The sequence below is a fragment of the Streptomyces sp. SID9727 genome (assembly GCF_010550605.1).
Taxonomy (GTDB): Bacteria; Actinomycetota; Actinomycetes; order Streptomycetales; family Streptomycetaceae; genus Streptomyces.
In genome coordinates this window covers 18,521-40,512 of record NZ_JAAGNI010000402.1, presented here as the reverse complement: position 1 = coordinate 40,512, position 21,992 = coordinate 18,521, and the positions used below count along the sequence as shown (strand labels likewise).

Annotated in this window: 16 protein-coding genes; 15 read left to right on the top strand and 1 reads right to left on the bottom strand. The window is 71.0% G+C overall.

The window, feature by feature from the left end:
• The 15 genes from G3I41_RS28230 to G3I41_RS28155 form a co-directional block, all read left to right on the top strand.
• On the top strand, positions 1-3,563 hold a 3,563-nt coding region (locus G3I41_RS28230; protein ID WP_203601765.1), incomplete at its 5' end, for a non-ribosomal peptide synthetase.
• 1,320 nt (positions 3,564-4,883) lie between these two features.
• Complete coding sequence (locus G3I41_RS28220) at positions 4,884-5,777, top strand: IclR family transcriptional regulator (protein ID WP_164403202.1); 894 nt, start codon at positions 4,884-4,886, stop codon at positions 5,775-5,777.
• A 43-nt stretch (positions 5,778-5,820) separates the two neighbouring features.
• Positions 5,821-6,333 carry a hypothetical protein gene (locus tag G3I41_RS28215; RefSeq protein ID WP_164403201.1) on the top strand — a complete coding sequence of 171 codons (513 nt, stop codon included), beginning with the start codon at positions 5,821-5,823 and terminating at the stop codon, positions 6,331-6,333.
• A gap of 173 nt (positions 6,334-6,506) precedes the next feature.
• A complete protein-coding gene (locus G3I41_RS28210; protein ID WP_164403200.1) occupies positions 6,507-7,529 on the top strand; it encodes a hypothetical protein in 1,023 nt (340 codons plus the stop codon).
• A 659-nt stretch (positions 7,530-8,188) separates the two neighbouring features.
• A complete protein-coding gene (locus G3I41_RS28205; RefSeq protein ID WP_164403199.1) occupies positions 8,189-10,462 on the top strand; it encodes a M20/M25/M40 family metallo-hydrolase in 2,274 nt (757 codons plus the stop codon).
• On the top strand, positions 10,459-11,208 hold the full coding sequence (gene pyrF / locus G3I41_RS28200; protein WP_164403198.1) for an orotidine-5'-phosphate decarboxylase: 750 nt from the start codon (positions 10,459-10,461) through the stop codon (positions 11,206-11,208). The genes G3I41_RS28205 and pyrF overlap by 4 nt, the downstream gene beginning before the upstream one ends.
• A gap of 2 nt (positions 11,209-11,210) precedes the next feature.
• Positions 11,211-12,005: a BtpA/SgcQ family protein gene (locus tag G3I41_RS28195; protein WP_164403197.1), complete on the top strand. Its 795-nt coding sequence runs from the start codon at positions 11,211-11,213 to the stop codon at positions 12,003-12,005.
• A 59-nt stretch (positions 12,006-12,064) separates the two neighbouring features.
• Positions 12,065-12,718, top strand: a complete 654-nt coding sequence (gene tmk / locus G3I41_RS28190) for a dTMP kinase (RefSeq protein ID WP_164403196.1) — start codon at positions 12,065-12,067, stop codon at positions 12,716-12,718.
• A 496-nt stretch (positions 12,719-13,214) separates the two neighbouring features.
• Complete coding sequence (locus tag G3I41_RS28185) at positions 13,215-14,189, top strand: dihydroorotate dehydrogenase (protein ID WP_164403195.1); 975 nt, start codon at positions 13,215-13,217, stop codon at positions 14,187-14,189.
• Positions 14,190-14,207: 18 nt separating this feature from the next.
• On the top strand, positions 14,208-15,476 hold the full coding sequence (locus G3I41_RS28180; protein WP_164403194.1) for an MFS transporter: 1,269 nt from the start codon (positions 14,208-14,210) through the stop codon (positions 15,474-15,476).
• A gap of 50 nt (positions 15,477-15,526) precedes the next feature.
• The gene (locus G3I41_RS28175; protein ID WP_164403193.1) at positions 15,527-16,429 is read left to right on the top strand and encodes an IclR family transcriptional regulator; all 903 of its coding nucleotides are present in this window, start codon (positions 15,527-15,529) and stop codon (positions 16,427-16,429) included.
• Positions 16,426-17,040, top strand: coding sequence for a hypothetical protein (locus G3I41_RS28170; protein ID WP_164403192.1), 615 nt, complete (start codon positions 16,426-16,428; stop codon positions 17,038-17,040). Before G3I41_RS28175 ends, G3I41_RS28170 begins: the two co-directional genes overlap by 4 nt.
• Positions 17,037-18,341, top strand: a complete 1,305-nt coding sequence (locus G3I41_RS28165) for a Zn-dependent hydrolase (RefSeq protein ID WP_164403191.1) — start codon at positions 17,037-17,039, stop codon at positions 18,339-18,341. The genes G3I41_RS28170 and G3I41_RS28165 overlap by 4 nt, the downstream gene beginning before the upstream one ends.
• Positions 18,338-19,237, top strand: coding sequence for a dihydroorotate oxidase electron transfer subunit (locus G3I41_RS37720; protein ID WP_164403190.1), 900 nt, complete (start codon positions 18,338-18,340; stop codon positions 19,235-19,237). The genes G3I41_RS28165 and G3I41_RS37720 overlap by 4 nt, the downstream gene beginning before the upstream one ends.
• Positions 19,234-20,577: a dihydroorotase gene (locus G3I41_RS28155; protein WP_164403189.1), complete on the top strand. Its 1,344-nt coding sequence runs from the start codon at positions 19,234-19,236 to the stop codon at positions 20,575-20,577. Before G3I41_RS37720 ends, G3I41_RS28155 begins: the two co-directional genes overlap by 4 nt.
• Positions 20,578-20,676: 99 nt before the next feature.
• Here the strand turns inward: G3I41_RS28155 and G3I41_RS28150 are convergent, their stop codons facing one another.
• Positions 20,677-21,975 carry a glycosyltransferase gene (locus G3I41_RS28150; protein WP_164403188.1) on the bottom strand — a complete coding sequence of 433 codons (1,299 nt, stop codon included), beginning with the start codon at positions 21,973-21,975 and terminating at the stop codon, positions 20,677-20,679.
• Between the last annotated feature and the right edge of the window lie 17 nt (positions 21,976-21,992).

Below are 21,992 nucleotides of genomic sequence, written 5' to 3'. Positions count from 1 at the left end.
TGCTGGAGGCGTGTCCGGCGTCGATGGACATCCGTCGCGCGCCGCTGATGCGTCTCACCCTCGCCCAGGACCCCCAGCAGGACCGCTGGCTGCTGGCGTTGCAGAGCCACCACCTGATCCGCGACCACCAGGCGCTGGAGATCCTCTTCGCCGAGGTGCGCGCGCACCTGGAGCAGGAAGAGGCCCAGCTGCCGGAGCCTGCGCCGTACCGCGACTTCGTCGCACACGCACGCCTGGCGGTCTCGGTCGAGCAGCACCAGGCCTACTTCGCCCGCGAGCTGGGCGAGGTCGAGGAGCCGACCGCGCCTTACGGGGTGCTCGACACCCACGGCGACGGCAGCGGTACCGGCGAGGCCGTGGTGGAGTTGCCGGCGGAGGCCGCCGAGCGCCTCCGGGTGCAGGCGCGGCGTCACGGGGTGAGTGCGGCGGCGTTCTTCCACTTGGCGTGGGCACGGGTCGCCGCCGCGACCACCGGCCAGACCCACCCGGTCTTCGGCACCGTCCTCCTCGGACGCATGGACGCCGGCGACGCGTCGAACCGGACCCCGGGCCTCTACATCAACACCCTCCCCATCCGCATCGACGCCACCCAGACCCTCGCCGACGGCCTGAGCTCCGTGCAGGTGCAACTGTCCGAACTCCTGGCCCACGAGCACGCACCGCTCACCCTCGCGCAGCAGGCCACCAGCCTCCCCGCCCAGAGCCCCCTGTTCACCTCACTCCTCAACTACCGACACAGCCGAGGAGCCGACGACACCGGAACCGGGCTCGCCGGGGTGACCCCCCTCTTCGGGCAGGAACGCACCAACTACCCGCTCACCGCCTCGGTCGACGACACCGGTACCGGGTTCCGGCTCTCCGTACAGGCGGGCCGGCCGATCGACCCGGAGGTCGTCTGCGCGCTGCTGCACACCACCGTCGAGAACGTGGTCGGTGCCCTGGAGGAACAGCGGGACACCCGGCTCGACCGCATTCCGGTTCTCGGCGCCCAGCAGCACGAGCAGCTGCTGACGACGTGGAACGACACGGTGTCCGAGATACCGGCTGCGACGATTCCGGAACTGTTCGAGGCACACGTCGCACGGGCTCCGGAGGCTCTCGCCGTGGTCGCCGATGGGGTCGACATGACGTACGCCGAGCTCGATGCGAGGGCCAACCGTCTCGCGCGGCTGCTCAGGGCACGCGGTGTGGGTGCGGGCACGAGCGAGGGCGCGGAGACGCTCGTCGGCGTGTGTCTGGAGCGAGGCGCCGAGCTGATGGTGGCGCTGCTCGCGATAGCGAAGGCGGGCGGCGCGTACATGCCGATCGACGCAGCGTACCCGGCCGACCGCATCGGATACATGCTGCAGGACGCGGCGCCGGTCATGGTGCTGGTCTCCTCGGACACGGCACCGCTGCTGCCCGCCCCCGCCGCGGCTTCCGACGCGGCAGCGGTGCTGCCGCCCTCCGCCCTGGTGCTGGACGCGCCGGAGACGGTGGCGGAACTGGCGGCTCTGGACGCCGCCGCACCGGTCGGCCGCACGGTGCGGGCCGCCGATGCGGCGTACGTGATCTACACCTCCGGTTCCACCGGCAGGCCCAAGGGCGTGCTGGTCTCCCACGCGGGTGTGGCGAGCCTGGTGGCGGGTCACGAGCGCTACCTGGGAGTCGGTGCCGGGTCGCGGGTCGGGCAGTTCGCCTCGGCGGGCTTCGACACCTTCGGCTGGGAGTGGTTCATGGCACTGCTGACCGGCGCGGCCCTCGTGGTGATCCCGCAGGACCGACGTCTCGGCGAGGCCTTGCCGCACTTCCTCACAGAGCAGCGGGTGACGCACGTGACGCTGCCGCCGGCAGTTCTGGCCACTCTCCACGAAGGGTCGATCGCCCAGGACGTGGTCCTGGTGACCGCGGGTGAGGCGTGCCCGCCGGACGTGATGGCGCGCTGGGCTCGTGGCCACCGCTTGTTCAACTCCTTCGGCCCGACCGAGACCACGGTCGACGCGACGCTGTGGCGCTGCGATCCGTCGGCGGGAGAGGTGTCGATCGGCTCGCCCGTGCTCAACACCCGGGTGTTCGTGCTGGACGAGTTCCTGGCCCCGGTCCCGGTCGGTGTGGCCGGTGAGATGTACGTGGCCGGTGCGGGCCTGGCCCGCGGATACCTGGGGCGTGCGGGGCTGACGGCGGAACGGTTCGTCGCCTGCCCGTTCGGGGCCGCGGGCGAGCGCATGTACCGTACCGGCGACCTGGCGCGGTGGCGTGCGGACGGCACGCTGGACTACCTGGGGCGCACCGACGACCAGGTCAAGATCCGCGGCCACCGCATCGAGCTCGGCGAGATCGAAGCGGCCCTGCTCGGCCGCTCGGACGTCGCCCAGGGCGTCGTGATCGTCCGGGAGGACGTACCCGGAGACCGTCGGCTCACCGCCTACGTCGTGCCCACCGCGGGCACGGCGGTGGACACCGCCGCGATCCGGGCCGACCTGACGTCGGTACTGCCGGGGTACATGGTCCCCTCGGCGACCGTCGTCCTGGACGCCATCCCGCTGACGGTCAACGGCAAGCTGGACCGCCGTGCCCTGCCGGCTCCCGACCGCACCGCGGTGCCGGCGGCGTCCTACCGGGAGCCGCGGACCGGGGACGAGCGGCTGGTCTGCGGGGTGTTCGCCGAGGTGCTCGGCCTGGAGCGGGTGGGTATCGACGACAACTTCTTCGAGCTGGGCGGCCATTCGCTGCTCGCGGTGACGCTCGTGGAGAAGTTGCGCTCGACGCTCGGAGTCGCACTGGGGATACGGAACCTGTTCGAGACCCCGACGGTCGAATCCCTCGTGCGGGGGCTGAGCCGGCCGGCCGGAGCCGACGGGCTCAAGGTCCTGCTCCCGCTGCGCACGGAAGGCACCCGGCCGCCGTTCTTCGCGGTGCACCCGGCCGGCGGCCTCAGCTGGTGCTATGCGCCACTGACCGGGATCATGCCCGAGGCATGGCCGCTGTACGGCCTCCAGGCACGCGGCCTCAGCGAGGAGGGCGCCCTGCCCGGCTCAGTGAAGGAGATGGCAGCGGACTACCTCGCGCGGATTCGCGAGGTCCAGCAGTCGGGCCCGTACCACCTGCTGGGCTGGTCCCTGGGCGGTGTCGTCGCACACGAGATGGCGGTGCAGCTTCAGGAGGCCGGCGAGGAGGTCGCCGCACTGGTCGTGCTCGACGCCTATCCGTCGGCGGGCCGGGAGAGGGCCGAGCAGGACGAGGAGGTCGACTGGACGGACGCCGTCCTGCGGGTCGGCGAGCGCTTCGGGCTCGACCTCTCCGACGAACAAGTGGCCAGGGCCGAGAGCGTGCGGGCAAACAACATCGCCCTCGCGACCGCGCACGTACCCAGCACGTACCAGGGTGACCTGATCCATGTGGCGGCCCTGCTGGGCAAGCCGGAGGGCGTGCCGCTCGGGGCCAGGTGGAAGCCGTACGTCATGGGAGAGGTGGTCCAGACCGCCCTGCCCTGCCAGCACCACGAACTGGCCAGGCCGGAGTCGCTGCGCGCGGCCTGGGACACGGTGGCCGAGCGGTTGGCGGGCGAGCCCTCGGAGGGCTGACACACGAGGCCGGGGGCCATCGCCGATCGACTGGCGATGGCCCCCGGCCCGTTCTCCGGTCCGGGCGGCAACGCGACACCGGGACAGGGGATGGGATACGAGGCATCGGCCGGCCGATGGGCCGCGCAACCCGGCCAACGGCCGGACCAGGCGGCCCCATCCGGTGAGCGGCGACGGACAACATGCCCGCGGCACCGCGGTCAACTCGCCGTGAGCGCGCTTTTTTCGTGTGGCCGGCACCACCCCCGGCGCGTGAATTCTGGCGCAACCACAGAGCCTCGTGACGACCCCGAACCAGCATCATCAGGGTGTATCCGGATGAGCCGGTCACCGAGCGGAAACGCTGTCATAGCCGATGAATCGACTCAAGCCGGGTGAGCGTGAGCGGGACCTTCCCGTGTGCTCCGCAGTGCGCTGGTTTCCGCTACGCGGAGGAGTGGCGAACACCTGCTTCCGCTCCGTGGAGGTTCTGGGTGCAAGGTCCCTGACCTGCTATTTGTCCATGCCTGAGAAACCAACAAGAGTCAACGCGACGCCTCTTGACGGTGCAGACGGCGACGACGCATAGTCACTTTGTCCGCGAGGCGGAGGGGGAGTCTTCGTGTGGTGGAGGTGTGGGCGTGGGAGTCGACGTGGATGACCGGGACCGGATGGCCGGAGAGACGCCGAGGTCAGAGGCGAAATCCGGCCATTGCACGCGGCCCGGAGAACGTGCACCGTCCTGGGCATCGGTAGCGGTGTCGGGGTTCTTCCGGGCCCCGCGATCAAGCCGCCGGCCTGCCTGGCAGGCCGCTGCGGCCATCGGATTCCCGTAGTGAACCGCGGAGGGATCGACTCGGCCGCCGACGCCGTCGCATTCCCCCTTGCCGGTGCGACTGCCGTACGGGTGGGCACCGCGACCCGTGACCGTCGGTAAGCCATGGTCGAGGCCGTCCGCACACTCGACGAGGCGTGCCGGACTCGGCGTCGTCCACGTCGCCGACGTCCATCGCCTCCACCACCACAGGAGACCGTATGCGAGGGGCCGACGCCTTCCCGGTGAACGACGGGGCCGATGCGACGGCCGAGGCGGGTGCGCCGCGTCCCGCGTCCGTCGGCTCGGCCGGAGGGAACGCGGTCTCCGCCCCGTCCTGTCGGCACGCGAGAGGCGGTTTACCCCTGCCGATGCCGGCCTTGGCGCTCTCCGCGGTCGGTGGGGAACTCCGCTTGCCGCCAGCTGCGTGACCGCCACGGTCACGAGGCTGCTGACACCCCCCGACCGCCGCGCCGCCGGCCGCGTCGCGCAGCCCAGCCGATAGCAGTCGCACAAAGGAGACCTCCATGCAAGTTGTGGTTCGAGCGCTGGAAGTGCTGCGGGCCGTGGCGGCCAAGCCCAAGGGCGCCACGCTGCAGGAGCTGCACAATGAACTGGGTATCCCGACGGGAAGCCTGCACCGGCTGCTCGCCACGCTGGCGGCAGAGGCGTTCGTCACCCGCTCCGCAATGAACCGCCGCTACTTCCTCGGCCCCGTCGCCCACCAGCTCGCCGAGGGGAACCAGCACCGGTCCGCGCTTCTGGTCACCCCGCACCACGCGGTGGTCGCAGCGGCGGAGGCGAGTGGCGAGACCGTCTTCCTCACGGAGCTCATCGGCGACAGGGCAGTGTGTGTCGCCCTGTCCGAAGGGCGCCACCCTTTGCGCCTGTTCGTCCGCATCGGTCAGGAGATGCCGCTGCACGCCGCCGCGTCCAGCCGGTCGATCCTGGCCTACTGCCCCGATCCCGTGGTGCGAAGGCTGCTGGGCAAGCACGATCTCGTGGCGTTCACGGAGGAGACGCCACGGACCGTCGAAGAGGTGCTCGATCACCTCGCGCTGGTGAGGACGCGTGGGTACGACGTGTGCGACGACGAGCTCGACCGGTGTGTGTGGGCCGTGTCGTCGCCGATCTTCACCTCCACGGGTTCGGTCGCCGCGAGCGTGACCCTCACCGCGGCGGGCGGCCGTATGCGTGATGAGCGGGCCCGCGCCGAGGCTTTGCGGACCATCCAGGCCGCCGCCCACGACCTTTCGGCCGAACTGGGCTTCAGCGGGGGGAGGCCCGGCACCGCGGGCGTGCCCGCTCGGTCGACGCAGCTCCGCCAGGAGTCGAAGCACCCGGCCACGCCTCGGGCGGATCCCTGGGAGCCACCCGGGGCGATGTCCGTGGACCACCTCCCTGCGAAGGAGTCTCGATGAGCCTTCACTCGATCCCCGCACTGAATGGAGAGAGGAACTCCTCATGAGTAACGCATCCGGCCCGACCACCACCGTTTCCGAGGCCGTCCGGGAGCTGGGCACGGCATCCGACGTCTACGGACCGACACTGAACACGACGGTCTCCCTGAGCGCGGTGGAGGTCGTCGGCACAGCGCTCTGCGAGACCCTGCGTCCGTACTGTCCCACCACACTCGCGTTCTGGAACTCCAGTGACGACAGCGTGCTCGGTCACGTCGTCGCCCGGGAGCTCGGTGCCTCAGTGGTCCGCGCGGACGAACTCGCGGGTATCGCCGCGCTCTCCAACGAGATCGGCGCCGGCGCGCGCGTCGTACTGCTCGCGACCGCCTGGACCAACGAGAAGTACCTGAAGGCGCTTACGGCGATCGTCCGGAAGCGCTCGGCCGAAGTCGTCGCCATCGCCTCGGTGTTCGAGAGCCCGGCAGTGCGCGACCTCGGGGTGCCCGCGGTCCGCCTGCTCGACGCGGACGGGCGGGGTGCCGAAGGGCCGGCGAGGACCTCGGAAGCCGAGGCATGACCCGTTTCAGCGAACCCCACGTAATGGGAGCGCTCCCAGCGCGCCTGGACGATGGTCACGGGCATCGTCCAGGCGCCACTCCCGCGCCAGGCATGGTGACCACGGACCGCGCTGGACGCCTGCGCCAGGCGGCGCCACACCACGGTCATCCGTTCTCCGCTGAAAGAGGCCTCATGCACCGCGCTGTCGCCACGCCGGATCCCGCCGAAGAGATGATGCCGCAGCTCTGGGAGCTCGAAGGCGCCACGGACACCGTCTACCGGGCGATCCTGCGACGTCCCGGAGTGCGTGTCGACGATCTCCAGGCCAGTTTGCAGATCGGCCAGGGCGAGTTCCGCCAAGCCCTGCGGACACTCTCCGATCTCGCGCTCATCCACAACTCCTGGGAGCGGGCCGGGGAGATACACCCGGTCAGTCCGCAACTCGGCTTCCAGGCGCTGCTGGCCAGGAAGCAGGGCGACATCGCCCGACAGCAACTGGCGCTGGAGGAGACCCGTGCGCAACTGGGCTCGATGGTCGACCACTACATGGGGCAGTTCGCGGCCGCTCGCGGCATGGGCGTCGAGCGCATCCACGGAGCCGCCACCGTGCGCATGCGCACGCGGCAGCTGATGTCGGTCACCGAACGGGAGCTGATGGTGCTCGCCCCGGACGGGCCACCGGGGGAGGGGAGCGGGCCGATGTCCGAACCGCTCACGGAGACGATGTCGTCCCGCCCGGTCGAGGTGCGGGCCGTGTTCCCCGAGCGTGTATGCCGAGCCCGGGAGTTGGAGGGGCAGTCGCCGGAGCCGGCGCAGCGCCCCGCGGAGTACCGAACGGTGCCGGAACTCTCCATCTGTCTCCGCATCGCGGACCGCCGGACGGCCCTGGTCCAACTGAACAGCGAAGACCCGTCGCGGGAGGCACTCGTCATCGAGGAGCCCGCCATGGTCGCCATCCTGGTCTCGTTCTTCGAGACCGTCTGGTTCTCGGCCGTCCCGTTCAGTGCCGCGACGCGTGGCGACGAGGCGCTCTCCCCGCAGCACATCGAACTGCTGCACCTGCTGGGGGAGGGGCTCACGGATGAAGCCGCGGCGAGGAGGATGGGCATCTCGCTGCGGACCGAGCGCCGGATGCTCACCAAGCTCTCGCAGTGTCTCAACGCGCACAGCAGATTCCAGCTGGGGCAACGTGTCGCCGAGCGCCGGCTGCTGTAGTCCCGCGGCATGTCGCCATGCGAGGTGGACGGCGGCGGCGCTGTACGCGATGCCGCCGCCGTCCGATGAGCCTACTTGCAGTTCTGGCAGCCGCGCTTCACGGCACCGGTCGACAGCTGGCGCAGGACATCAGAGTTCACGTTCATGATTAATCTCCGAATCGATTGGTATGCCTGGTGGCATACGCGGTCAGAAAACGGTTCCGAACCGACTGGATATTCTGGAACCGCCGAGATGAAGCGTCCCACTCCGAATCCCCGAGTGCCACTCAATTCGCATGGCACGAATAAGCCTGGCATGTTCTTGCCGCGAACTCGTGTGGCACGAAAGTGCCTGGAGACTTTGTGTCACCCTCCGGGGGTGGCCCATCTCCGACGTGTCCGGCACGCTTCTGCGGGGCGAATGCCAGGAGCCCACTTCGAAGGCCGTTGCTCACGTAAGGACTTCAGATGGCATGCAAACACGTCACGAGCGAGGTTTCTGCGGCGGATCGGGAAATTCTGGAGGGCCAGCCTTCGTGCATGTGCCAGCTCATGAAGAAGTCGCCCAGGCTGCCGTGCGGGAGCTGTGGTAGCCGGTAGCCGGCGGCACGGCAGCCGCCACGACCTTGCGCGAGAACGAGACCTGAGGGGGCTGCGTCGATGACGGCACCTGGACACATGGACTTTGAAGGATTGCTCGGCGTCAGGCGACGCGCTGCGCGCGAGGAACTCGCCGAGACCGTGCGAGCACTGGCGACGCAGCAGGAGCCGCACAGCAAAGCCATCCCGATGGCACCGCTGCACGCCTTCTACGAACCACGGCTCTACAGCCAACTGGTACTCGGCGGATTTCCCTCCATGACGGCCGACCAGCTCCTCCTCGCCGCCACACCGGACGAAGAGACCGCGTTCTCCGTCCTCACGGACGACGAAGGCGTGATCCATCTGCCCGGTCTCGGGCGGTACGCGACCGAGCACCGCTCCGTCGCACGCTCCGTACGCCGAGTGCCCGGGACCCGTGCGCTCGAACTGGAGGGCGGCGACGAGACGTACGCGCTCGAGCCGGCCGGCTTCGTTCCGGGTACCCGCATCGAGCTTGCCGAGCGGCTCGACCCTCTTCTGCGGGCGTTCCTCGACATGTATATCGACGAACCCGAGAAACTGGCCGTCGTCAGCGATGGCAGCGCGTACCTGCCGCAGATCGGACGCGCACTCGAAGTGATCGCGGCCGTGAGCCCTGTGTACCACCAGGCCCTCGTCGAGTCCCTGCGGGCGGTCCTGCTCTTCCGGCACCCGACAGCGGAGTCGTTCGCGGCTCTGGGCATGCACGGAATGATCTTCCTCAACGTTCCCGAGGGAGCGAGCGCCGACTACTTCGTCGAGGAACTCGTCCACCAGGGCGGCCATGTGCTCTTCAGCGAGGCGACCCTGCACCGCGGTGACTTCTTCCAGGTGGACCCCGAGTCCCCTCTCTCGGAGATCATCGGGCGGGAGGACCCGCGGAGCGTGTACGACGCCTTCCACGGGCTGTTCACGGAGCACATGGAGTACCAGATCGTTCTCGGCGCCCTGGACGACGGTCCGGACCTCGCCGACGAGCGCCCGTCCTTCGAAGAGCACCTGCGCTCTGTGGCCGCCCGGCACCAGCGCGACCTGCGCTTGATCGAGCCGCACGCGGACAAGGTCTTCACCGAGCTCGGCAACGAGGTGTTCACCGCCTTCCAGCAGACCTACGAGCAGGCGGCGCGCAGCCACCCCGGGCTGTTCGGTGGTCCCACCGATGCCGAGGAACTGCTGCGTGAGCTGATCGCGATCCCGAGCGTCAACCCGCTGCTGCCGGGTTCCGAAGGCGTCCCCGACGAGCGGGACGTGGCCGCCTTCGTCGCGGAACGGCTGCGGGCCGCGGGCGTCGAGGTCCACACGCAGGAGGTGTCCGCCGGCCGGTGCAACGTGATCGCCAGGCTGCCCCGCGCGGGACAGGCCGACGACGCTGTCGTCCTGCTCAGCGCTCACATGGACACCTACCCGGCGGGCGGCCCGCGCGCGGCGTACGAGCCGGTCGGCGACGGCCGCACGCTGTACGGGCGAGGCAGCGCGGACGCCAAGGGGTCCCTCGCGGCCATGATGACGGCCTTCCTCCAGGCCGCGGCCGAGCCGGACAGGCGCGAGGCGTATCTGGCCGCCACCGTCGACGAGGAGTGCCTTCTGCGCGGCGTTCGCGGTCTGGCCGAGCACGGCATGCGCCCCACCCTGGGCATCACCGGAGAGCCCACCCTGCTGGCCCCCGTCGCCGCGCAGAAGGGCATCGTCCGCGGCACGTTCCTGGTGAGCGGGCCCCCCTGCCACGCGGCCTATCCCTCCGACGTCACCGCCGTCTCCTGCGCGGCCGAACTGGTCGGCGCGGTCGGTCGCCTGAACACGGAGCTGGGCGCCCGTCCCGGCCACTCCTCGCTGGGTTCCCCCACCGTGACGGTCACCCGGCTGGACAGCTCCGGCGGGATGAACCTCAGCGCGGCGGAAGTGACCGTCGCCTTCGACGCCCGCTTCCTGCCGGGGACGACCGGCGAGGAGTTCGCCGCGAGCATGGAGAGTGAGCTGCGCGCACTGCTGCCGGCCCACGTGGACTTCGTCCTCCAGCCCTTGTCCTTCGTCTCACCGCCCAACGAGGCGTCGTCGGCGGACCCGCTGGTCGCCGAGTTCTACGCGGTCGTGCGAGACGTGGCGGGGGCCTGCGAACCGGAGGCGTTCGCCTACGGCAGTGAGGCGGGCGTGCTGGCGGAGTTCTGCCGGGCGAGCCTGGTCTTCGGCCCCGGCGACGCGCGCTGCTCACACGCTGAGACCGAGGGCGTCGAACTCGGACAACTCACCGCGGCCACCGAGATCTACCGCAGCATCCTGCTCGGCGCTCAGCCGGGACGGCGGCACCCCCATCAAGACAGGAACACGAAGTGACAGCAGCATCCCCCGACCGCCCGTTCGAGACCGCACGCGAGCGTCTGTGCCTGGCCCTCGACCTCCACGACCGAAGCGAGATCCTGCGCCTGGTGGACGAGCTGAAAGACCTCATCGGGTACTTCAAACTCAACTCGGCCTTCACGCTCCACGGGCCCGAGCTCGTCCGGGAGATCCTGGAGCGGGACGTCAAGGTCTTCATGGACCTCAAACTCCATGACATCCCCCACACCCTGTCCGGTTACGGCCATGCCGTGACGAGCCTCGGGGCCCACATCGTCACCCTGCACACGGGCGGCGGGACCGAGATGATGCGCGCGGCGGTGACCGCGGCGGACAGGACGGCCGCCGAGCTGGGCGTCGAGCGCCCGAAGCTGGTGGGCGTCACCCTGCTCACCAGTGTCGACGAGCAGACACTCAACGGCGACCTCCATGTGCCCGGCACGGTCGAGGACGAGGTCAGGCGCAGGGCCCTGCTGGCCGCCGAGGCGGGTCTCGACGGCATCGTCTGCGCGCCCTCGGACATCGAGGCGGTCAGGCACGGTCTGCCGGAGGACTTCTTCTACGTGACGCCGGGCACCCGGTCTCCGGGCGAGAGCGGTAACGATCACAAACGGATCGGCACCCATGCCGAGGCACTGGCCGGCGGCTCTTCGCTGCTGGTCCTGGGACGCCGTATCCATCACGCACGCGACCGGCGCCGGGCCGCGCTCGAAGTGCTGCGCGAGATCGAAGGAGCCGCCTGAGCATGCTTCGCCTTCCCGACAAGGCTGTCATCGCCTGCGTGCACCTTCCGCCGACTCCCGGAGCCCCCGGGTACGGCGGCAGCGTCGGTCACATCTACGAGTCGGCGCTCGCCGATGCCGCGGTCTTCCTGCGACACGGGGTGGACGCCCTGATCGTCGAGAACTTCAGGGACGCCCCGTTCTACCCGCAGACCGTCCCGCCGGAGACCGTCGCCACCGTCGCCGGCGTCACACGCGAAGTCGTCAGGATGTCGTCCGTGCCCACGGGTGTCGCGGTGCTGCGCAACGACGCGTCGGCGGCCCTGGCCATCGCCACGGCGACGGGTGCCGCGTTCATCCGCGTCAACGTGCACGTCGGCGCGGTTCTGTCCGAGCAGGGCATCGTCACGGGCAACAGCCACGAGACCCTGCGTCTGCGCCGGGCCCTGGGCAGCGATGTCGCGATCCTCGCCGACGCCCGGGTCAAGCACTCCCAGCCATGGGCCTACCCCAGCCTCGCCACCGAGGTCAGGGACCTCTCGCAGCGCGCGGACGGCATCGTCGTCTCCGGCGAGCTCACGGGTCTCGAGACCAGCCCGGAAGACCTGCTGACGGCGCGCAAGGCCAGCGGAAGCCCCGTGTACGTCGGCTCCGGCACCACCCCGCAGAACCTCTCCGCCGTGTACCCGCACGCCGACGGGTTCATCGTCGGCAGCTACTTCAAGGTGGACGGAGTACCTGGAAACCAGGTGGACGAATCACGGGTGGCCGCCTTCATGGCCGAGGTGCGGACGCTGCGCGAGAGCGCACAGCCGTGACCACGACCCACAGCCATCCGCGACAAGCAGGACAAGCAGAACAAGCACAGGGACGGAACATGCCAGAACGCAGGGTCGACGACGCGGCCATGGCCGAGCTCTTCAAGCCGGAGCGCACCGACAAGGGACTGCTCGTGTCCATCGTCGGATTCGACGGCTCGGGCAAGACCACCCAGATCGAGCGGGTCGCCGAGGCCATCCGCGCCACGGGGCGCGAAGTGGTGGAGACCCGCCAGCCCACGGACTGGTACCGGGAGCTGCCACAGGTCCGGGTCTTCCACGACCAGGGCGGCTCGGTGGAGGCCGCGTACATCCTCGCCCTGCTGGCTGCAGCCGACCGGCGCCGGCATGTGATGGAGGTGATCGATCCGGCGTTGGAGCGCGGGGCCGTGGTGCTCTGCGACCGCTACATCTACGCCACCCTCGGCGTGCTCGTGCACCGCGGCGTCGATTTCCGCTTCCTGGCGACGATCAACCAGGGGATCCCACGACCCGACCACGCGTTCTACCTTCGCCTCCCGACCGACCAGCTGCTGCGCCGCCTGCACGAACGCGACGGCGGGAAGCTGCAGTTCGAGGAGAGGTCGGCCGAACGCATCGAGTCCATCACCCGCACCTATGAGGAACTCGGGGCCGAGCTGGTCCACATCGACGGCACCGCCACCCGCGAGGAGGTCACGGAGTCGATCCTCCGCCACATGCGGAACGGCTGAGCAGAGCGGGCGGAGATGCGCTGCCGGCCTCGGCGGAGCGGCTGCCGCAGAGCACGGTGAAGCCCCCTGGGACCGCTGCTGGGGACGGGAGCGCATCGCACCGGGACCGGGGCGCTCCGCCTCGGTCCCGGTGCGGCGTCGCTGCCGCCCCCGGACGGGACGTCCACTGTGCGTTCCGTGATGAACTGTCCCCTCCTGTCCGGCGGTGCCACGTGGCACGCGCCGGACACTTGTTTCCGCGCCCAGGCCGCGGTGCTCGCCCGCCGGAAGCAGCCCGTCATTGTCATCCCGTGGCACCCGATGAGGTCTTTATTTCCGCGAGGCGGAGATTTGCAATCCAGTTTCCCCGTGAAGTGGAATCGTTTAGCCAAAGAGGCGTGAGCTGCCCTTTCAGTGTTCTGGGGACCCGGGAGACCAATTTCTTCGGAATCTCTTGACAGAGGCGGATGCCGAACACATCCTCAATTCATCCACGACGCGGAGGAGCTTTTTCCATATGACGGATGATTGTGACGGCCCACTGGTCCTCGACGATCGCGACCGTCTGTTCGACGCAACCGCCGACACCGGTATGGACCTGACGGTCGACATCGGCAGGCTCACCCTGGCTAACCCGGTGATGCCGGCGTCCGGGTGCTTCGGCCCCGAGCTGGGCGGCCTGATGCCGGTCGGCAGCCTCGGAGCCGTGGTGACCAAGACGCTGTTCGCCGACCAGCGCTCGGGGAACCCCGCCCACCGGCTGACCGAGAGCGCGCACGGCATGCTCAACAGCGTGGGCATCCCGAGTCCCGGCACCGCCGGGTTCAAGCGGGAAGTACTGCCCGCCTACCGGGCCTTCGGTGTGCCGGTGGTGGCGAGCGTGGGCGGGCTGACCGTCGACGAGTACTGGCGGGTGGCCGATGAGCTGGCCGACGCCGATGCCGACGCGTTCGAGGTCAACGTTTCCTGCCCCAACCTCGAACACGGCGGCCTGGCGATCGGCACCGACGCCGCGGCGGTCGAGAGGGTGGTGGCGGGCATCGCCGCCCGGACCAGCCTTCCCCTGCTGGTCAAGCTGACCCCGAACGTGACCTCCATCGGTGATGTGGCGCGCGCCGCGGAGTACGCGGGCGCCACCGCGGTCACCGTCTGCAACACCTTCCCCGGCATGGCGATCGACATCCGGTCCCGCCGTCCTGTGCTCGGCAACGGCATCGGCGGGCTCTCGGGCCCGGCGGTCAAGCCGCTGGCTCTGCGGCTGGTGTGGCAGGCGGCCTCCGCGGTCGACATCCCCGTTGTCGGATGCGGAGGCATCGGCACCGCCCGCGACGTCGTGGAGTTCCTGCTCGCCGGGGCGACGGCAGTGCAGGTCGGCACCGCGACCTTCACCCACCCCTACGCCATGGCCGAGATCGTCCGCGATCTGCCCGTCCTGTGCGCCGACCTCGGCGCCGCCCGCCCGAACGAACTCATCGGCGGACTCCACTCTTAATTCCCTGCGGGAGAATTCATGTTCGACGTTGGCGACGCGACAGTGAAGGTGCCTGATTCCGGTCGGCCGGATACCGCGGCACAAGAGGAAAAGGTCAGCCCGTATGCCAAGAAGGCGGTCGTCGCCTCCTCGCTCGGCTATGCGATGGACGGCTTCGACCTGCTGATCCTCGGCTTCTCGCTGTCGGCCATATCCGCGGACCTGAGCCTGGGCGACACCCAGGCCGGGTCGCTGGCCACGATCACGCTGTTCGGCGCGGTGCTCGGCGGGGTGGTCTTCGGGATCCTGGCCGACCGGATCGGCCGTGTGAAGATGCTGACCTACTCGGTCGTCTTCTTCGCGGTGTTCACCGGCCTCACCGCGCTGGCCCACAGCTTCGCCGAGATCGCCGTCTACCGGTTCCTCGCCGGTATCGGTATCGGCGGCGAGTTCGGTATCGGCATGACGCTGGCCGCCGAGGCGTGGCCGGCCAGGAAGCGGGCCAGGGCCACCGCCTGGGTCGGCCTGGGCTGGCAGGCCGGGGTCCTGGTCGCCGCACTGGTCTCGGCGCCCGTGCTGGGGCTCTGGGGCTGGCGCGGGCTGTTCCTCCTCGGTGCGCTGCCCGCGGTGATCGCCATCGTCTTCCGCTCCCGCCTGCACGAGCCGGAGAAGTTCGTCGCCTACAAGGCGAGCCGGCAGAACAAGCCCAAGGCCTCGCTGCGACTGCTGGTCGCCGACGGCAGGACCACCCGCACGACCATCGGCGTGCTGGTCCTCACCTCGGTCCAGAACTTCGGCTACTACGGCATCATGATCTGGCTGCCGACGTACCTGGCCGACCGGTTCGACTACAGCCTCACCAAGTCGTCCGCCTGGACCGCGGTCACCGTCGTCGGTATGGGGGTGGGCATCTTCGTCTTCGGGCAGCTCGCCGACCGGATCGGCCGCCGAAGGTCCTTCTGGGCATTCCAATTCGGCGCGGCTGCCTCGGTGTTGATCTACAGTCAGCTCGTGTCACCCTGGGCGCTGCTCATCGGAGGCGCCGTCATGGGCGCGTTCGCCAACGGCATGATCGGCGGGTACGGCGCGCTGATCGCCGAGCTGTATCCCACCTCGGTGCGCTCCACCGCGCAGAACGTCCTGTTCAACATCGGGCGCGCTGTGGGCGGTCTGGCCCCCGTCGCGGTGGCGATGGCCGCTGACGAGGTCGGGCTCAGCATGGCGATCGGCCTGCTCACCGTGATCTACGTCCTGGATATGGCTGCCATGTTCCTCATACCCGAGCAGCGTGCACAGGAGCTGGCATGAGCCCGGCGGTGGCCACATCCTCCCGCCCCACCGCTCTCTGGAGACAGAACGTGCAAGTTGTCATTCGCGCGCTGAACGTGCTGCGAGCCCTCGCGCCGAAGACCAGGGGCGCCACGCTGCAGGAGCTGCACGAGGAGCTGGACATCCCGGTCGGCAGCCTGCACCGGGTGCTCGCCACGCTGACCGAGCAGGACTTCGTCACCCGCTCTCCGGCCAACCGGCGCTTCTTCCTCGGCCAGGAAGCCCGCCGGCTCGCGGATCAGAACACCGACCGGTCGGCCCTGCTGTTCGCTCCGCACCCGGCGATCTCCGCCGCGGCCGAGGCCAGCGGGGAGACGGTCTTCCTCACCGAACTCATCGGCGACCGCGCGGTGTGCGTCGCTCTGTCCGAAGGCCGCCACCCGTTGCGGCTGTTCGTCCGCATCGGGCAGGAGATGCCCCTGCACGCCGCGGCGTCCGGCCGGTCGCTCCTGTCCCATCTGCCCGAACGGGCCGTGCAGGACCTGGTCGGGCAGCGCCCGCTGACCGCGTTCACCGCGGACACCCCGACCACGGTCGAGGCGGTGCTCGAACACCTCGCGCTGGTGCGGGCCCGTGGATACGACGTCTGCGACGACGAACTCGACCGCGGCGTCTGGGCGGTGGCCGCCCCGGTGTTCACCTCCACCGGCACGACGGCCGCCAGCGTGACCCTCGCCGCCGCCGGTGGCCGGATGCGCGACCCGCTCGTCCGCGCGACCGCCGTACAGACCGTACTCACGGCCGCCCGCGCCCTCTCCGAGGGGCTGGGCTTCACCGGCGAGTGGCGGGACGCGGCGGCCGAGCCGGCCGGCCCCCCGGCGGCGGCCGATCGGGACCCCGCCCAGGCGGACGGGGCCGGGGGCGGCCCGCCCGAGGAGCCGGCTCCCACCGGGACCAGGACGACGCGCACCGCCACGAGGAGCCCTCGATGACCCTGGACCAAGAGCTCGCCGCGGCCACCGACGTGTCGGCGGTCTTCCTCGATCCCGCCAGGCGCCGCGCCGAACTCCGCGCCGACATCCTGGCCGCCGCTCTCGTGGGCGGGAGCACGGCCGGCACCGGAACCGCCGGCCCGACGGGTGACACCCTCGACCCCTTCGCGTTCCAGATCCGGCCGACGATCCTGCGCCGGGTCGCCGCGCTGATGGCCGAGGAACTGCCCGTCCGCACCGACCGCCTGGTCACCGCCGACCCCGTCGGCACAGCGCTGACCACCGCCGTCGCACTCCACACCGGTCTGCCCTTCACCCTCGTGGCAGAGGCCGGGGCCGGTGACGGGCCGGCGAGGCTGCGCGGGGAGATCCACAGCGGCGAACAGATCGCCGTCCTCGACCCCGTGACCACGACCGGCACACGCGCCGCGCGCATCGCGCGGCTGGTGCACGCCCGCGGCGCCCGTACCGCCGGGGTCTTCACCGTCATCGACGGGTGCCGGGGCGCCGGTGCCGCACTCGCCGGCGCGGGCCACGAGTTGCACGCGCTGTTCCAGGCGGACGACGGCGCGGTTCTCGCCACCCACGTCATCACAGGGGGAGAGGCATGAGTACGCCCACCATCGACGCCGCCCCGCTCAGCGCGGACCCGCAGCGCCTGCAGACCCTGCTCGACGGTTTCGCCGAGCTGTCCGAGCCGGGAGCGGGGCCGGGTGTCACCCGGCTCGCCTACACCCCGCTGGAGCGGCGGGCCCACGAGGTGTTCGCCCGCGAGATGCGCGCTCTCGGCCTGACGGTGTGGACCGACGCGGCCGGCAACACCATCGCCGAGCGGGCCGGCGACACGGCCGGACTCCCCGCCCTGGGAACCGGATCGCACCTGGACAGCGTGCCGAACGCCGGAGGATTCGACGGCATCGCCGGCGTGGTCGCCGCGATGGAGACCGCCCGGATGTACGCGGAGCGGGACACCCGGCACGCCCACCCGATCCGGTTCGTGGCGTTCGCCGCCGAGGAGGGCGCGCGCTTCGGCCAGGCGTGCACCGGCAGCAGGATCATCGCCGGGCTCACCGAGCCCGAGGACCTGGACGCCAAGCGCGACGCCCACGGCACCACCCTGGCCGAGGCCATGCGGTCGGTCGGCTTCCCACCCGAGCAGGTGGCCGAAGCGCGGTGGAGGCCCGAGGACTGGGCGGCCTTCCTCGAACTCCACATCGAGCAGGGGGGCGTCCTGGAATCGACCGGCATCCCGGTCGGGGTGGTCGACCTGATCTCCGGCAGCACCCGGCTGCTGCTGGACATCACCGGCCGCGCCTCGCACACCGGCGGCACGCCGATGCACCTGCGGGCCGACGCGATGACCGCTGCCGCGGAGATCGTGCTGCTCATCGAGTCGATCGCCAACGACACCCGGCACCGGGGCACTCGGGCGACCGTCGGCCGCATGGAGGCGTTGCCCGGATCGATCACGACCATCGCCGGCCGGGTCCAGTTGTACGTCGACGTCCGCGACGTGGACAGCGACCGCCAGCGCTTCGCGGCCGCGGAGATCGTCGAACGGGCGCAGGCGGCCTGTACGCACCGCGGCGTGAAGTTCGCCGCGCGCACCCTCGCCGACGCCTCACCCGTCATCCTGCCCGGCTGGCTGCGCGACACGATCGCCCGTACCTGCGCCGGGCTGGGCGTCGACTACCGCGTCCTGCCCAGCGGCGCCAGCCACGACTCACAGATGGTCAACCACGTGGTCCCCACCGGCATGATCTTCGTGCCGAGCCGGGACGGCATCAGCCACAGCCCCGTGGAGTGGACCAGCACCGACGAACTGGCGGTCGGAACCGAGGTGCTGGCCGCGAGCCTGCTCGCGCTCGACCGGCAGTTCGACCGCCGCGACGAGAAGGAGGACCGGGCGTGAGCACCGCAGCGCCGGTACGCAAGGCGGCCACGACGGCCGGGACGGGGACGGTCCGTGAGGTCCTCACGCCGATCCGCCCGGAGCGCAGTACCCGGCCGAGGCCCACCTGGCACCGGGCGAAGGTGCTGGAGCACCGGTTGCTCTCGGACCGCTACCACTATCTGCGCCTTGAGGCGCCGAGCATCGCGCGGCTGACCCGGGCCGGACAGTTCGTCATGCTCACGGCCGTCCGCGAAGGCGAACCCGGCCCGGCGCTGCCGCGGCCGATGGCCGTCTACCGCCGGGACACCGAGGCCGGCACCATCGAGATCATCTACGGCGTCGTGGGCGCCGGCACCCGCGCGCTGCGCGCCTTCCGGCCGGGCGAGCGCATGCTCGTCGTCGGCCCGCTGGGCCAGGGCTTCCAGCTCGCGCCGGACGCGGGGAAGGTGCTGCTGGTCGGCCGTGGCATCGGCACCTGCTCGCTGACCACCGTCGCCCAGGAGCTGTCAGGGACCGGCACCGACGTCGTCGCGGTCGCCAGCGGCCGGGACGAGCAGACGGTGATCGGCGGGCAGCTGTACCGCGAATGCGGCGCCGCGGCGCTCTACGAGGTCACCGACGTCGCCGGCACCAGCGCCGTCGAAGCCCTGCGCGAGCGCCTGACCACCGACCTGGACGCCGAGCCGCCGCAGCAGATCATGACCTGCGGATCCGAGCGCCTGGCCCACCTGTGCCGGGACCTCGGCACCAGGTGGAACGCCGACGTCCAGGTGTCGCTCGAAGCCCACATGGCCTGCGGCCTCGGCTACTGCCACGGCTGCGCCACCGGCACCCGCGGCGGGCCGGAGGAGTCCCCTCTGATCTGCAAGGACGGCCCCGTCTTCCGGCTCGACCGCTCGGAGGGCCGCCGATGACCACCGTGAACGTCCCCGCCGTGGCCCGGCACCGCGGCGCGCTCGGCACGGCGCTCCTGCACGGCGTACGCGTCCTGGGCGGCGAGCCCACCGAGGTCCTCGTACGCGAGGGCCGCATCGCGGGCATCGGCGCCACCGGACGGAGCGGTGAGGCCGCCCGTCGGATCGACGCCACCGGGCTGGTGATGCTGCCCGCCTTCGTCGACCTGCACACCCACCTCAGGGAACCCGGCGGCGAGGACAGCGAGACCATCGCCTCGGGCACCCGCGCCGCGGCGGCCGGGGGCTACTCCGACGTCTTCGCGATGGCCAACTGCCGACCGGTCACCGATGCGCCCGAGCGCGTCGCGCACATCGCCGGCACCGGGGAGCGCGTCGGTTCCTGCCGGGTCCACCCGGTGGGAGCCATCACCCTGGACCTGGCGGGCCGGGTCCCGGCACCCCTCACCGCCATGGCCCTCGCCGGTGCCCGGATGTTCTCCGACGACGGCCGCTGCGTGGACGACGCCGCCCTGCTGCGCGCCGCCCTCGTCGAGAGCGCCCGCGCCGGCACGGTCGTCGCCCAGCACGCGCAGTGCGGCGACCTCGCCCGCGAGGGACAGATCAACGCCGGCCCCGCCGCCGAGCGCACCGGCCTGCCACCCTGGCCGGGCGTGGCGGAGGAGACCATCGTGGCCCGCGACGCGGTCCTTGCCGGTGAGACCGGCGCCCGGCTGCACGTCTGCCACGTGTCGACCGCCGGGACGGTCGAGATCGTCCGGTGGGCGAAGCAGCGCGGCTGGCCGGTCACCGCCGAGGTCACGCCCCATCACCTGCTGCTCGACGACACCCGCGCCGCCGGCGGCGACACCGTCTACAAGGTGAACCCCCCACTGCGCACCGCGCGGGACGTCGCCGCCCTCCACCAGGGCCTTCGCGACGGAACGATCGACGCGATCGCGACGGACCACGCCCCGCACCCCGCCCATCGCAAGGCCGCCGACTGGTGCCACGCCCCGTTCGGCATGATCGGGCTGGAGACCGCGCTCGCCGTGGTCGCCGAGGTCCTGGGGGACGGCGGCGAGCCCGACTGGGCGCTGGTCGCCGCCCTCATGGCGCACCGGCCCGCCGTCATCGGCGGCATCGAAGCCACCGCGGGCCGCCCGCTGCGCGCGGGCGAACCCGCCACCTTCACCCTGGTCGACCCGCACGCCGACTGGCAGGTCGACGCGTCCAAGGGCGAGAGCCTCTCCCGTAACACCCCGTTCGCCGCCCTGCGCTTCCGGCACCGGGTGGTCGCCACGGCTGTGCACGGCCTCGTGACCGCGGACCGGGACCGCCTGCTCAGCCCACGCGCTTGAGCGGGGGCAGGGAGCAGGGGACGGGGTGCGGAGCAGAGGCCGCCGCACCCCGTCGTCACCCGCTGCAGCACCGGCCCGGCGGGCGGTGGCCCGGCGCGTTCAGGCGCCGCCCACCGGCAGTTGCATGATTCCGGCGAGGTCGTCGTCGACGGAGCCCGCAGGCCCGCCCAGCTGCCCGATCGGGCCGGACGGGCTCCAGGTCAGCAAGGTGCGTCCGGCGTAGAACCGCTGACCGTTCTGCGTGATCTGCGGGCGGGGGTGGAACATGTGGAGCAGCACGTCGTCGAACCGGTCGACCGGTACGACGACGTTGAGGCGGAACGCGAAGTCCAGATCCTCCCCGCCCCAGCCCTCGAACCGCTCGTCCAGCCCGCCCACACGGTGGAAGGTGCTGCTCCGCACCCAGACGCAGTGCCCGGGGGGCTGCCTGAGACGGACGCCGCCGATGATGCCCAACGGGATGTCCCGGGCTCCCTCGACGCAGCGCCGAGTGATCGCCAGGTCCGTGGATGCCGGGTCCATGCACAGCGGGTCACGGAACGGCCAGTGCGCCTGGTGGCCGGGGGAGCGGAACCTGGTGACGTTCCGCTCCAGGAAGTCGTGGCCGACCAGGATGTCGGCATCGTGGACGCAGATGATCTCGGCGTCGCCACCGGCCTGGACCACTCCGGCGTTCACGGCCCAGGACTTGTTGAAGTGGCCGTCGCACGGCAGGTGCAGGTAGTGGTCGGCGCGTGGCCGGATCAGCTCCGCGTGCCGTGGTTCGGAGTCGGCTTCCACGACGACGACGCGGTATTCCTCCCGCGGCAGGGACTGGTCGCCCAAGGCGGACAGGCAGGCCAGCAGGTTCCGGAGGCGGCTCCGGTCCGCCGACCTGTCACGGAAGGGGATGACGACCGTGACGGTCGGCCGGCCGGCTCCGGACGCGACGGGCCCGGGTGCGGGCACGTCGGCCGCCGCGACCGGTGCCACCTGGGCCGGGCTTTCGCCGAGGTGCGTGTAGAGCCGGCTGGCCGCGTCGGCACGGACCGCCTGCAGGGCGAGGGCGCGCCACGCCTGCCGCCGTTCCGGGGGGCCGTCGGTGCTTCGGGTGTCGCAGCCGAGCGCGATGCCCGGCTCGGTCAGTTCGGCGAGTCTCCGGGCCGGGCCCGGCCGAAGAGGCCCGCCGAGCGCCGCGTCCAGGGCACCGAGGAGCTCGCCGGCCCCGTCGGCCTGTGCCGCGGCTCTCAGACAGGACACCACCTGATGGTGCTCGGCGGCGGACATGTCCCAGTAGTCGAGGGCAGCGGTCTGCGCGAACTCGTCCTGGACGAGGGCGATGCTGCTGATCACCATCGCGGTGATGTCGGTCCGGGACGGCAGGATCCGGAGCGGCGCGTCCGATGGGTTTCCGGTCATGGTCGGTGTCCTCATTC

Excerpts from the sequence above, each read along its gene's own strand:
- G3I41_RS28180 (WP_164403194.1), top strand. The coding sequence starts at position 14,208 with ATGTTCGACGTTGGCGACGCGACAGTGAAGGTGCCTGATTCCGGTCGG.
- G3I41_RS28150 (WP_164403188.1), bottom strand. The coding sequence starts at position 21,975 with ATGACCGGAAACCCATCGGACGCGCCGCTCCGGATCCTGCCGTCCCGG.
- G3I41_RS28195 (WP_164403197.1), top strand. The coding sequence starts at position 11,211 with ATGCTTCGCCTTCCCGACAAGGCTGTCATCGCCTGCGTGCACCTTCCG.
- G3I41_RS28215 (WP_164403201.1), top strand. The coding sequence starts at position 5,821 with ATGAGTAACGCATCCGGCCCGACCACCACCGTTTCCGAGGCCGTCCGG.
- G3I41_RS28170 (WP_164403192.1), top strand. The coding sequence starts at position 16,426 with ATGACCCTGGACCAAGAGCTCGCCGCGGCCACCGACGTGTCGGCGGTC.
- G3I41_RS28220 (WP_164403202.1), top strand. The coding sequence starts at position 4,884 with ATGCAAGTTGTGGTTCGAGCGCTGGAAGTGCTGCGGGCCGTGGCGGCC.
- G3I41_RS28185 (WP_164403195.1), top strand. The coding sequence starts at position 13,215 with ATGACGGATGATTGTGACGGCCCACTGGTCCTCGACGATCGCGACCGT.
- tmk (WP_164403196.1), top strand. The coding sequence starts at position 12,065 with ATGCCAGAACGCAGGGTCGACGACGCGGCCATGGCCGAGCTCTTCAAG.
- G3I41_RS28155 (WP_164403189.1), top strand. The coding sequence starts at position 19,234 with ATGACCACCGTGAACGTCCCCGCCGTGGCCCGGCACCGCGGCGCGCTC.
- G3I41_RS28165 (WP_164403191.1), top strand. The coding sequence starts at position 17,037 with ATGAGTACGCCCACCATCGACGCCGCCCCGCTCAGCGCGGACCCGCAG.
- G3I41_RS28205 (WP_164403199.1), top strand. The coding sequence starts at position 8,189 with ATGGACTTTGAAGGATTGCTCGGCGTCAGGCGACGCGCTGCGCGCGAG.
- G3I41_RS28210 (WP_164403200.1), top strand. The coding sequence starts at position 6,507 with ATGCACCGCGCTGTCGCCACGCCGGATCCCGCCGAAGAGATGATGCCG.